Origin of the sequence: Flavobacterium sp. YJ01 (genome assembly GCF_029320955.1) — a bacterium.
Taxonomy (GTDB): domain Bacteria; phylum Bacteroidota; class Bacteroidia; order Flavobacteriales; family Flavobacteriaceae; genus Flavobacterium.
Window position 1 is genome coordinate 3,553,356 of record NZ_CP119757.1, and the last position, 13,149, is coordinate 3,566,504.

Genomic DNA, 13,149 nt, shown 5'->3' on the forward strand with positions numbered 1-13,149 from the left:
ATTAGATTTGGTAAATTATTATTTAAAGAATTATTTCCAAGATATTATGTCAAAAATAGCTACATTAGAAATAGATGGTAAAAAGATTGAACTTCCGGTAATCACAGGAAGCGAAAACGAATCAGCTATCGATATTAACAAATTACGTGATTTAACTGGTGTTATTACAATTGATCCAGGTTACAAAAACTCAGGATCTTGTACAAGTGAAATCACTTTCCTAGATGGAGAAGAAGGAATTTTACGTTACAGAGGATATTCAATCGAAGATTTAGCTGAAAAAGCTAGTTTTTTAGAGGTTTCATATCTTTTGATTTTTGGAGAATTGCCAACTGCTGCACAATTAGAAGATTTTGAGAATAATATTAGAAAACATTCTTTGGTAAACGAAGAAATGAAAAATATTATCGACGGTTTTCCAAAAACAGCTCATCCAATGGGAGTTTTATCTGCTTTAACAAGTGCTTTAACGGCATTTAATCCAAAAGCTGTAAATGTTGATAACGAAAAAGAAATGTACGAAGCTATTTGTAAAACAATGGCTAAATTTCTTGTAATCGCTACATGGACTTACAGAAAGTCTATGGGTTATCCTTTAAATTATTATGATAATACAAAAGGATATGTAGAAAGCTTCATGCAATTAATGTTTAAATTGCCTACAGGACCTTACTCTGCAAATCCAGTAATTGTAAACGCTTTAGATAAATTATTTATTCTTCATGCAGATCACGAACAAAACTGTTCTACTTCTACAGTGAGAATGGTTGGTTCTTCTCATGCAGGTTTATTTGCTTCTGTTTCTGCAGGTGTTTCTGCATTATGGGGACCACTTCACGGTGGAGCTAACCAAGCGGTACTTGAAATGCTTGAAGAAATTAATAAAGACGGTGGAGATACAGATAAATTCTTAGCGAAAGCGAAAGATAAAAATGATCCATTCCGTTTAATGGGATTTGGTCACAGAGTTTACAAAAACTTTGATCCAAGAGCTAAAATCATTAAAAAAGCAGCTACAGAAGTATTAGAAACTTTAGGTGTTGAAGATCCGATTTTAGATATCGCAAGAAAATTAGAAAAAGCAGCTCTTGAGGATGAATATTTCAAATCAAGAAACTTGTATCCAAACGTTGATTTCTATTCTGGAATTATCTATAGAGCTTTAGGAATTCCAACTGATATGTTTACAGTAATGTTTGCTATCGGAAGATTACCAGGTTGGATTGCGCAATGGAAAGAAATGCGTGAAAACAAAGAACCAATCGGAAGACCAAGACAAATTTACACTGGACATCCTTTAAGAGAGTTCAAGTCTAATAAATAAAAAACGAAAGCTTCACTTAACTGTGAAGCTTTTTTTATATTTGCTCAAAATATAATAGAGTTATGTTGCAATTAAATGTAAAGAACGAAACATCGAGACTTCGTGCGGTTGTTTTGGGTTCTGCTGTTCATAATGGGCCTACTCCGACTTTAGAGGAAGCTTATGATCCTAAATCATTGGAACATATTAAGGCAGGAACTTATCCTGTAGAAAAAGATATGGTTGTTGAAATGGATGCTTTTAATGCTGTTTTTCAAAAATATAATGTAACAGTTTATCGTCCGGAAATGATCGAAAACTACAATCAGATTTTTGCTAGAGATATAGGTTTTGTAATTGATGATGTTTTTGTAAAATCCAATATTCTTCCAGATAGAGAACGTGAATTAGATGCTATTCAATACGTAATTGATAAAATTGATCCCAAAAAAGTAGTTCGCCCTCCCGAAGAAGTTCATATTGAAGGAGGAGATGTGATGCTTTGGAATGATCATATTTTTATTGGGACTTACAAAGGAAGCGACTATAAAGATTATATTACTGCAAGAACAAATATGCATGGTGTAAATTATATCAAGTCATTGTTTCCAAATAAAATTGTAAAAGAGTTTGATTTGGTAAAATCAAAACTTGAAGCCAGAGATAATGCTTTGCATTTAGATTGCTGTTTTCAACCAGTTGGAAAAGATAAAGGAATTATTTATAAAAGAGGTTTTCGAGAAGAAGCAGATTATCTTTATTTGGTAAAACTTTTTGGAAAAGAAAATTTATTTCATATCGAAAGAAATGAAATGTATAATATGTTTTCAAACGTGTTTTCAATTGATGAAAATGTTGTTGTTTCTGAGAAGAATTTTACGAGATTAAATAACTGGCTTCGTGAAAAAGGTTTCGTTGTTGAAGAAATTCCATATGCAGAAATTGCAAAACAAGAGGGTTTGTTAAGATGTTCTACCTTGCCATTAATTAGAGACTAAAATAGTTATTGAGTTTTAAGTTTTTTAAAAACCTGAAACTTGAATCAAAAAACATATAAAATGAAACAAACAACTAATGCTATCGTAATGATTCGTCCAGTTGCATTCAGAATGAATGAACAGACAGCGGTAAATAATTATTATCAAAAAGTATTAGACGGGCTTTTGCCAAGTACGGTTAATGCTAAGGCACAACAGGAATTTGACACTTTTGTAGAAAAATTAAGAGCAGTTGGTGTAGATGTTACAGTTGTGGATGATAATTTGGAAACTGATACTCCAGATAGTATTTTTCCAAACAATTGGGTTTCTTTTCATGAAAATGGGGATGTAGCTCTTTATCCCATGTTTGCAGAAAATCGTCGCCAAGAACGTCGCGAAGATATTTTGGATACTTTGGAAGAAAAAGGATTTGAAATTACCAATATAATGGATTATACTTCTGCAGAAGAAGATGGTATTTTCTTGGAAGGAACAGGAAGTTTATTACTGGATCGTGCAAATGGAAAAGCGTATTGCGCATTATCACCAAGAGCAGATGAAGAATTGTTTATAGAATTCTGCGAAGATTTTGATTATGCGCCAGTTATTTTTGAAGCATTTCAAACTGTTGATGGAGAAAGAAAACTGATTTATCATACGAATGTGATGATGTGTCTGGGTGAAACTTTTGCTGTTATTTGTGCAGATTCTATTGATGATAAGAAAGAGCGCAAAATGGTTTTGGATAATCTCAAACAAGACGGAAAAGAAATTATCTTAATTACCGAAGATCAAGTGAACAATTTTGCTGGAAATATGTTAGAAGTTCGTGGAACAAATGATAAAAGATATATTGTAATGAGTGCTTCTGCTCATCAAAGTTTAACTCCAAAACAAATTACGCAGTTAGAAAATCATGCTGAAATTTTAAGTTCTAGTTTAGATACGATTGAAGCTTGCGGCGGTGGAAGTGCGAGATGCATGATGGCCGAAGTATTCTTGCCGAGAAGTTAAAAGAAAAGATTTAATAAAATAAAAGGGATAAAATCATATTAAGATTTTATCCCTTTTATTTTTTAATATTCGTCTAGTTAAAAATTTCCTTTGATAATATTTACAAGAGCACTTACGATATATTGAATTCCGATAGAAATAACTATAAAACCAACAATTCTAGAAATAGCAACAATACCAGAGGCACCTAAAATTCTAGCCAAATAATGAGCGCTTTTTAAAATAGCAAAAATCGCAACTGCAATAGCAAGAATTGCTAATGAAGAAATTATGATTTCGTTCAATTCATGATGTTCCTGATAAAAAGCAATCAAAAGAGACATTGATCCAGGGCCAGCCAACATCGGAATTGCTAAAGGTGTAAGGGCAATATCATTTCGTTGCTGTGCCTCATTTTCAATTTTCTTATTGATTCCTCGTTTTTTATTGAATTTTCCAGAAAGTAAAGAAAACCCAGAATTTACAATTACAATTCCGCCGGCAATTCTCAAAGCGTCAATGCTAATTCCAAAAAAAGTCAATACATATTGTCCAATAAAATAAGACACCAATAAAATAATAAAAACATTAATAGCTGTCCAAAGAGAAATTCTAGATCTTTCTTTTTGTGAATCGTGTTGTGTTAATCCAACGAAAATAGGGACGGTTCCAATTGGGTTTAGTACAGAAAATAAAGCAGCAAATAAGTAAATAAATAATTCCATAGAGTTTGGGTTAGTAAAGTAAAAGTAGTTAATTTTTGATGTTTTTAAACGAAATAATGTTAGGATAATGTTTTTGAATGTTATGGATTATGAATCAAACAGATAGCATAAAATGGTACTTTTTGATTACTTTTGCAGTCTAAATAAAAAAAATGAAAAGTAAAAAAACATTAGTTATTGGAGCATCTACAAATCCAGAGCGTTATTCTTATAGAGCTGTAAATATGTTGGTTGGGAAAGGGCATTCTGTTTTGGCTATAGGTCAAAAAGCGGGAGAGGTTGCTGGAGTAAAAATTCAGACTAAAGCAATTCCAGTTAAAAATATTGATACAATTACTTTATATCTTAATCCTGTTCGTCAGAGAGATTATTATAATTACATCATTGAAGCACAGCCTAAAAGAGTAATTTTTAATCCAGGTACAGAAAATCCAGAATTATATCAGTTGCTAGAATTAAACGATATTCAGGTTGAAGTTGCTTGTACTTTGGTTTTACTGGCTACAAGTCAATATTAAGAAGCAGAAAAACATAGTGAAATTTATATAATTGACAGTTTGTAATTCTGTTTTTAAGAATAAATCGGGAATAGTAATAAGCATTGAAATTAATTGCCATCATGCGGGCTAAACCATTAAAAGTATTACTTTTGTCGTCATGGAATTTTCATCAAAATTAATTGAAAAAGCAGTTAACGAAATGTCTCAATTGCCTGGTATAGGCAAACGTACAGCACTTCGTTTGGTTCTCCATTTGTTAAAACAGCCAAAAGAACAAACTTCTTTTCTGTCTCAGGCGTTAATTAATATGCGTGAGGATATTAAGTTTTGCGAAAACTGCCATAATATTTCAGACACTAAAATTTGTGAAATATGTGCCAATACGGGACGAAACCATGAAACGATCTGTATAGTTGAGGATATTCGAGATGTAATGGCAATTGAAAATACAGGTCAATATAAAGGTATTTATCATGTTCTAGGCGGTAAAATTTCGCCTATCGAAGGTGTAGGACCAAATCAATTAAATATTTCAAGTTTAGTAGATAAAGTTAAATCTGGAAAAGTGGTTGAAATTATTTTTGCGCTAAGCTCTACGATGGAGGGCGATACAACCAATTTTTATATCTATAAACAAATTACAGATTATGAAGTTATTATCTCAACAATTGCAAGAGGAATATCTGTTGGTGACGAACTTGAATATGCAGATGAAATTACTCTAGGGAGAAGTATTCTTCATCGGGTTCCTTTTGAAAAAACGTTTAAAAATAATTAACTAAACCCCAAATAAAATTTAGGTTTTTCTAAGCAATTCGAGAAAAACTATATTTGCTATAAAATTTGACTGATGACAAAAAACAGCTTTTATTTATTGTTATTAATTTCGGTATTGTTTACTTCATGTATACCGATGAAAGATCTGGTTTATCTTCAAGACAAAAATACTTCGAGTGAGCAAAACAAAATTGCTTCGGTAGAAAATAAACCCTACAGAGTACAAGTTAGTGATGTTATAAGTATTGATATAAAAGCAATAGATCCCAAGCTGGTTTCTATTTTTAATAAAACAAATGTAGAAGTTGAAACAGGAAAATCAGACTCGTCTTTGTATTTTGACGGATTTACAGTTGATGATCATGGAAATATTAGAGTGCCAATTTTAGGAGAGATAAATGTTATCGGTTATACACTCGAAGAAATTAGGGTAATAATTGAAAAAAAATTACTTGAGGAATATTTTAAAACAGATGCAAATATTTTTGTAACCGTAAAATTAGCTGGTTTTAGTTATACAATCAATGGAGAGGTTGGAAGTACAGGAACAAAAACGTTATATAAAGATAAAGTGACAATTTTAGAAGCTATTGCAAATTCGGGAGATATTACAATTGTTGGTAATAGAAAAGAAGTAACTATAATCCGTCAGACTCCAACTGGGGTTCAAATGCATGATATTGATCTAACCGATCGCAATGTGATGAAATCTCCCTATTATTATCTACAGCCGAACGATTATATTTATGTAAAGCCATTGAAACAGAAAACTTGGGGAACAGGTCAAACGGGAATCCAGTCAATAGGAACAATCATAACATTGTTGTCTTTAGCAACAACTGTTTACCTTATTATTAGAAATTAAAAAGATTTGAAAAATGTTAGATATTAAAGATTTTTCCATTTTTGAAAATCATGCCAATTTTGATTTCAAAGGTCTTTTATTGAAGATTGTTAGTTATTGGAAATGGTTTCTAATAAGTTTGATTATTGCATTTACAATTGCTTATCAAATAAACATTCGTAAAGAAAAAATTTACGCAATGGAAACTATGGTTTCTATTAAAGAAGAAAGTAATCCTTTCTTTACCTCTAATACAAGTCTGGTTTTTAATTGGGGAGGCGTATCGGATCAAGTTAATGGAATTTCGACAATTCTTAAATCTAGATCTCATAATGAATTGGTTGTAAGTAAACTGCAGTTTTATATTGATTACTTAGAACAAGGAAAATACAATTTTATTGACTCTTACGGGGCGGTTCCTTTTTATGTTGATATTGATAAATCGAAAGGACAAATTGCTGGTACATTAATAAAGATTACATTTTTAAGTGAAAATCAGTATAAAATTAGCATTCCTTTTGAAGGTGATTCAGTGTCACTGATAACATACAGTACTAATACATATAGCAATACTTCTGTTCAGGCTGGAGATTTTTCTAAAACCTATAAAGTCGGAGATCAAGTTAATTTGCCTTTTTTAAATTGGAAGCTGCAAATAACAGATAATCCTGGTTTTTATAAAGGAAAAGAATATTACGTTAGATTTAATAATTTTGACGGAACCGTTGCAAGCTACAGAGGAATCGGTGTAGATGGAGATAAAAATGGAGGATCAATTTTAACTCTGTCAATGCAAGGAGGTAATAAAGCAAGGATGGTTGATTATTTAAATTCTACCGTAAAAATGCTTATTAAAAAGCAACTTGATGGCAAAAACCAATTTGCAACAAATACTATTAGGTTTATAGATAGTACTTTGGTTGCAATGGAATCCCAATTAAAGCAAACAGGAAATGAGCTGAAAACATTTCAAAAAGATAAGAATATTTATCAAATCGAAGATGGAGGAGCTAGAGTTTCTGATAAAATAATGACTTTTGATGTTGAAAAAGATCAAATTACTCGAAAAATAGCATACTACAATTCATTAAAATCCTATTTAAACAGTAGTACCGATTATTCAAGACTTCCAGCGCCTTCTGTGGCAGGAATTGAAGATCCAAATATCATATCAAATGTTTCAAAATTAATAGCACTTTCTACACAAAGATCTGAAATGGCCTATGCTGTAAAAAGTGAAAAAATATTTAAGGATTTTGACAATCAAATGGTAGCCATAAAAAATGTGCTTCAAGAAAATATTGCTTCAGCGAAAGTTTCCTTGATCTCTGATTTGTCAATGGTTAATGCCAAGATTGGTCAGGCTGAAAGTACAGTAAAGAAACTTCCTGAAGAACAGCAGGAGTTGTTAAAAATCAAGCGTAAATATGATTTAAATGATAATATTTACACCGAATTTCTTCAAAAAAGAAATGAAGCAGAGATTGTAAAAGCCTCTAATTTGTCTGATATTCATTTTATAGATCCGGCAAAAGATATTGGTGGAGGATTAATTGGTCCTAAAACTTCAGCAAATTATATTCTGGCTTTATTTTTAGGAATATTAATTCCTTTATTGTTCGTTTTTGGAATTTTCTTTATAAATAATTCCATTCAAAATACTGAGGATATTAGCAAATTAACTCAAATACCACTACTTGGTGTAATTGGTGTTAATAAAAGCGATATTAGTTTAGCTGTATTTGATAAGCCAAAGTCCGCATTATCAGAGGCTTTTCGTGGAATTCGTTCTTCATTGCAGTTTTTGTATAAAAAACAACAAGTTAACGGTTCAAAAACTTTAATGATTACTTCATCAATAAGTGGAGAAGGAAAAACATTTTGTTCTATAAATATTGCAACTGTTTTTGCTTTAAGCGAAAAGAAAACAGTAATTGTTGGTTTAGATTTAAGAAAACCAAGATTGGCAGATGAATTTCAGTTAACTTCTTCTTTGGGCGTTGTTAATTATCTTATAAGACAAAACAGCTTGGAAGAAATTACAAATTCGACTATAGTTCCAAATTTAGATGTCATTCTTTCTGGACCAATTCCGCCAAATCCTTCAGAGCTTATTTTAGGAGAATCAATGAAAGAGTTAATTGATGAATTGAAGAAAAAATATGATTATATAATTTTGGATACGCCTCCTGTTGGTTTGGTTGCAGATTCTCTAGAATTAGTTCAGTTTGCAGATGTTACACTATACATTGTTAGACAAAATTATACTAAGAAAGAAATGATTACGTTGTTAAACACCAGAATGAAACGTGGAGAGTTAAGCAATGTTAGTATTGTTTTAAACGGCTATGAAAACAAGGCGAAATATGGCGGAGGTTATGGCTATGGCTACGGATATGGGGCTTATGCAAATGGTTATCATGATGAAGAAAGCAAACGTGGCTTTTGGAAAACACTCTTAAATAGATTTAAAAAACACTAATCTTTGATAAATGGAAAACGTGACGAAAAGAACAATTTTAATAACCGGAGGTGCTGGTTTTATCGGTTCAAATTTAACGGAGTATTTTTTAGGATTAGGTTATAAAGTGGTTTGTTTAGACAATTTTTCTACTGGACACCGCCGTAATTTGAAAGATTTCCTAGATAATCCAAATTTTAAATTAATTGAGGGTGATATTCGAAATCTTAACGATTGTTTTTTAGCAGTTGAAGGAGCAGATTTTGTTTTACATCAGGCGGCTTTGGGTTCGGTTCCTAGATCAATAAAAGATCCCATTACAACAAATGATGTTAATGTTTCCGGATTTTTAAATATGCTAACGGCAGCTCGCGATGCTAAAGTTAAGCGTTTTGTTTATGCGGCAAGTTCATCAACTTATGGAGATTCGCAAGGATTGCCTAAAGTGGAAGAAGTTATCGGAAAACCATTATCTCCCTATGCAATTACTAAATATGTAAACGAATTGTATGCTGAAATTTTTAGTAAAACGTACGGATTAGAAACTATTGGACTTCGTTATTTTAATGTTTTCGGAAGAAAGCAAGATCCTAATGGAGCATACGCAGCGGTTATTCCGAAATTTGTGAAGCAGTTTATGAGTTATGAAAGTCCAGTGATTAATGGAGATGGAAATTATTCTCGTGATTTTACTTATATCGATAATGTAATTCAGATGAATGAATTGGCAATCACTTCTCAAAATCCAGAAGCAATTAATACAGTTTATAATACTGCATTTGGTGATAGAAATACATTAAATGACTTAGTGAAATATTTAAAACAATACTTATCTGAATTTGATTCGAAAATAAATGATGTGCAAGTTGTTTATGGAGAGAATAGAGCAGGCGATATTCCTCATTCGTTAGCAAGTATAGAAAAAGCAAAGAAAATGCTGGGTTATAATCCGAAATACTCTTTGCAAGAAGGCTTGAAAGAAGCAGTTGGATGGTATTGGAATAATTTAAAATAAATTAAAGATCAAGATAATAATAGATCAAATGAAAATTACAAAAATTTGCTGCATAGGCGCAGGATATGTTGGTGGTCCTACAATGGCAGTTATTGCTCAAAAATGTCCAGATATTCAAGTTACAGTTGTTGATTTAAATGAACAAAGAATTGCAGATTGGAATGATCCAAATCCAGAAAATATTCCAATTTACGAGCCAGGTCTTTCAGAAATAGTTTCGCAAGCGAGAGGACGCAATTTGTTTTTTTCTACAGATGTTGACAAAGCGATAGATGAAGCACAAATGATATTTATTTCGGTAAATACGCCAACTAAGACTTACGGAAAAGGAAAAGGAATGGCAGCCGATTTAAAATATATTGAATTATGCGCGAGACAAATTGCACGAGTTGCAAAACAAAATAAAATTGTAGTAGAAAAATCGACTTTGCCAGTTCGAACAGCAGAAGCGATTAAGAGCATATTAGATAACACTGGAAATGGAGTTCAATTTCAGATTTTATCAAACCCAGAATTTTTGGCAGAAGGTACAGCTGTAACAGATCTGTTAAACCCAGATAGAATTTTGATTGGTGGCGATACAACTCCAGAAGGTGAAGAAGCTATAAATGCATTGGTTGATGTTTATTCTAATTGGGTAAGCAAAAATCGAATTTTAACAACAAATGTTTGGTCTTCAGAATTATCAAAACTTACCGCAAATGCTTTTCTGGCACAACGTATTTCATCAATAAATGCAATGTCAGAATTATGTGAAAAAACAGGAGCAAATGTTTCTGAAGTAGCAAAAGCAATTGGTATGGACAGCAGAATTGGATCTAAATTTCTAAAAGCATCAGTTGGTTTTGGTGGATCTTGCTTTCAAAAAGATATTTTGAATTTAGTTTACATCGCAAAATCATACGGATTAAATGAAGTAGCAGATTATTGGGAACAAGTTATTATTATGAATGATCATCAGAAAAGAAGATTTTCTAATAAAATTGTTCAAACATTATATAATACAGTTGCAGATAAAAAAATCGCATTTCTTGGTTGGGCTTTCAAAAAAGATACCAACGATACAAGAGAATCTGCGGCTATTTATGTTGCAGACGATTTAATAAACGAGCAAGCTAAAATTTCGGTTTACGATCCAAAAGTGGCAAGAAATAAAATGATTAGTGATTTGGATTATTTGGAAACAAGAACTAGCCAAGAAAATTCATCTTACTTAGAAGCGTTAGATAATGCTTATGATGCTTGTAAAGACGCACATGCTGTTGCTGTTTTAACAGAATGGGATGAATTTACAACTTACGATTGGCAAAAAATTTACGATTCGATGCATAAACCGGCTTTTGTTTTTGATGGAAGAAATATTCTGGATGCAAAACAATTAGAATCAATTGGTTTTATTTACCAAGGAATAGGCTCTTAATTTAAGTTTGTAGTGAAGTAAAGTTGGTGTGAAAATGTGAAGTAGTAAGTTAATTTTACTTCGTTATAAATATAAAAATGAATTGGTACGTAGTTTATACAAAACCGAAATGGGAAAAAAAAGTTGCTGATAAACTCCAACAATTAGGAATAAAGTGTTATTGTCCTTTAGTTACTCAGGTTAAACAATGGTCAGACAGGAAGAAGAAAATAGAAGTGCCACTTTTTAATTCTTATGTTTTTGTTCAAATAGCAGATACAGAAAGAAGTTCGGTTTTTCAAGTTGCGGGAGTAATTCGATATTTGTTTTGGTTGGGCAAACCAGCTATTGTAAAAGATGAAGAGATTAACATTATAAAAACGAATCTTGAATCTCCGAATATTAGTGATGTTTCAGTTTCAACTTTACAAGTCGGGGACAAAATCAAATTAGAATCGGGAGCATTTAGTAATCAAAGTGCAATCGTGCAAGAAGTATCTAATAATTATTATACTCTTGTATTAGAAACTTTAGGCTGTGTTTTGAAAATAAAATATAAATAACCTCGTTATTTAATAGGAAAATGGCAGAAGAGAGAGTCTTTTTAGATTTTTTTCTTCTGTTTTTTTTATAAAGTAATTATTTACAGCCTGATTAATAAGGTGTTGTGCATGAGTGTGTTTTTATTAACAATTTGTTTTTGATGATTACGGGAAACCGTATTGAATAAGTTGACTTATTGTACTATATTTGCCGAAAATGATTAATTTAGGTAGCTGAGACCAAACAATGGGACTCGGAACGGCGAAGCCGTGAGTTTTAATGACCTAAATAAATTAGAAAAATGGAATTAGAAAAAAATGTAAAAATTGCGGTTATTGGTTTAGGCTATGTTGGTTTGCCTTTAGCCCGATTATTTGCTACAAAATATTCAGTAGTTGGCTTTGATATAAATGAATCAAGAGTCAATTCTTTAAAATCTGGAACAGATACTACTTTAGAGGTTGAAGACGAAGTTTTACAGCAAGTTTTGGTTACAGATCTTAATAAAAAAACAGGACTTTACTGTACTACTTCATTAAACGATATTGAGAATTGTAATTACTATATAGTGACAGTTCCTACTCCAGTTGATAGAAATAATAGACCAGATTTAACTCCTTTATATAAATCGAGTGAGACAGTTGGGAAGGTATTAAAAAAAGGAGATATTGTCATTTATGAGTCAACTGTATATCCTGGAGTTACAGAGGAGCAATGTGTTCCTGTTTTAGAAAGAGTTTCTGGCTTAAAGTTCAACGAAGATTTCTTTGCGGGATATTCTCCAGAAAGAATAAATCCGGGAGACAAAGAACATACGGTTGAAAAAATATTAAAAGTTACATCTGGTTCAACTCCTGAAATTGGAGTAAAAGTGGATGCGTTGTATAAAGCAGTTATTACGGCTGGAACACATTTAGCGCCAACAATAAAAGTTGCAGAAGCGGCAAAAGTTATTGAGAATTCGCAACGAGATATTAATATTGCATTTGTTAATGAATTAGCCAAAATATTCAACTTAATGAATATTGATACGCAAGAAGTTTTAGAAGCGGCATCTACAAAGTGGAATTTCTTACCTTTTAAACCAGGTCTTGTAGGTGGACACTGTATAGGAGTAGATCCTTATTATCTGGCACAAAGAGCACAAGAGTTTGGATATCATCCTGAAATAATTTTAGCAGGAAGACGTTTAAATGATAGCATGGGAGAATATGTAGCTTCACAGATTGTGAAACTAATGATCAAAAAAGGAATTTCTGTTAACGGAGCAAATTTGTTAATGCTTGGGATTACTTTTAAAGAAAACTGTCCAGATGTTAGAAACACTAAGATTGTTGATGTAATAAAAGCATTGAAAGATTACGGAATCGCCGTTACTATTTTTGATCCTCTCGCCAATGTTGAAGAAGTAAAAAGAGAGTACAAATTAGAAACAATAAATAATTTGCCTGCTGAAAAATTTGATGCTTTAGTATTAGGAGTTGCCCATTCGGAATTTCTTGATATTAATTTTTCAAGTTTGCAAAAAGATAAAAGTTTAATTTATGATGTAAAAGGAGTTTTAGGGTCTTTGGCTGATAATAGGCTTTAGATTAAAATTTCTTTTTTT

The 13,149-nt window shown here is 31.8% G+C and carries 12 protein-coding genes; 11 read left to right on the forward strand and 1 reads right to left on the reverse strand.

Going from position 1 to position 13,149, the window contains the following annotated elements:
- The first annotated feature begins 46 nt into the window (after window positions 1–46).
- The 3 genes from P0R33_RS15590 (at window position 47) to P0R33_RS15600 (ending at window position 3,297) form a co-directional block, all read left to right on the forward strand.
- Complete coding sequence (locus P0R33_RS15590) at window positions 47–1,324, forward strand: citrate synthase (protein ID WP_184165570.1); 1,278 nt, start codon at window positions 47–49, stop codon at window positions 1,322–1,324.
- Between the two features lie 62 nt (window positions 1,325–1,386).
- Entirely contained in the window at window positions 1,387–2,301 is a 915-nt protein-coding gene (locus tag P0R33_RS15595) for an arginine deiminase family protein (protein WP_276172075.1), read from the forward strand.
- A 60-nt stretch (window positions 2,302–2,361) separates the two neighbouring features.
- The gene (locus P0R33_RS15600) at window positions 2,362–3,297 is read left to right on the forward strand and encodes an arginine deiminase-related protein (protein ID WP_276172076.1); all 936 of its coding nucleotides are present in this window, start codon (window positions 2,362–2,364) and stop codon (window positions 3,295–3,297) included.
- Between the two features lie 77 nt (window positions 3,298–3,374).
- Here P0R33_RS15600 and P0R33_RS15605 read toward each other — a convergent pair whose 3' ends face one another.
- Window positions 3,375–4,001 (reverse strand): MarC family NAAT transporter, encoded by a 627-nt coding sequence (locus P0R33_RS15605; RefSeq protein ID WP_179002214.1) that lies wholly within the window; start codon window positions 3,999–4,001, stop codon window positions 3,375–3,377.
- Window positions 4,002–4,153: 152 nt separating this feature from the next.
- Here P0R33_RS15605 and P0R33_RS15610 point away from each other — a divergent pair, with 152 nt between their 5' ends.
- From P0R33_RS15610 to P0R33_RS15645, 8 genes are all read left to right on the forward strand, one after another.
- Window positions 4,154–4,519 carry a CoA-binding protein gene (locus P0R33_RS15610; protein WP_276172077.1) on the forward strand — a complete coding sequence of 122 codons (366 nt, stop codon included), beginning with the start codon at window positions 4,154–4,156 and terminating at the stop codon, window positions 4,517–4,519.
- Between the two features lie 139 nt (window positions 4,520–4,658).
- Window positions 4,659–5,279: a recombination mediator RecR gene (gene recR / locus P0R33_RS15615; protein ID WP_276172078.1), complete on the forward strand. Its 621-nt coding sequence runs from the start codon at window positions 4,659–4,661 to the stop codon at window positions 5,277–5,279.
- Window positions 5,280–5,351: 72 nt separating this feature from the next.
- Window positions 5,352–6,143, forward strand: a complete 792-nt coding sequence (locus P0R33_RS15620; protein WP_276172079.1) for a polysaccharide biosynthesis/export family protein — start codon at window positions 5,352–5,354, stop codon at window positions 6,141–6,143.
- A 13-nt stretch (window positions 6,144–6,156) separates the two neighbouring features.
- Window positions 6,157–8,604 (forward strand): polysaccharide biosynthesis tyrosine autokinase, encoded by a 2,448-nt coding sequence (locus tag P0R33_RS15625; RefSeq protein WP_276172080.1) that lies wholly within the window; start codon window positions 6,157–6,159, stop codon window positions 8,602–8,604.
- A gap of 10 nt (window positions 8,605–8,614) precedes the next feature.
- The gene (locus tag P0R33_RS15630; RefSeq protein WP_276172081.1) at window positions 8,615–9,598 is read left to right on the forward strand and encodes an SDR family oxidoreductase; all 984 of its coding nucleotides are present in this window, start codon (window positions 8,615–8,617) and stop codon (window positions 9,596–9,598) included.
- A 28-nt stretch (window positions 9,599–9,626) separates the two neighbouring features.
- On the forward strand, window positions 9,627–11,018 hold the full coding sequence (locus tag P0R33_RS15635) for a UDP-glucose 6-dehydrogenase (protein ID WP_276172082.1): 1,392 nt from the start codon (window positions 9,627–9,629) through the stop codon (window positions 11,016–11,018).
- 77 nt (window positions 11,019–11,095) lie between these two features.
- The gene (locus P0R33_RS15640; RefSeq protein WP_276172083.1) at window positions 11,096–11,560 is read left to right on the forward strand and encodes a UpxY family transcription antiterminator; all 465 of its coding nucleotides are present in this window, start codon (window positions 11,096–11,098) and stop codon (window positions 11,558–11,560) included.
- Window positions 11,561–11,841: 281 nt separating this feature from the next.
- Window positions 11,842–13,131: a nucleotide sugar dehydrogenase gene (locus P0R33_RS15645; RefSeq protein ID WP_276172084.1), complete on the forward strand. Its 1,290-nt coding sequence runs from the start codon at window positions 11,842–11,844 to the stop codon at window positions 13,129–13,131.
- The last annotated feature ends 18 nt before the right edge of the window (window positions 13,132–13,149 follow it).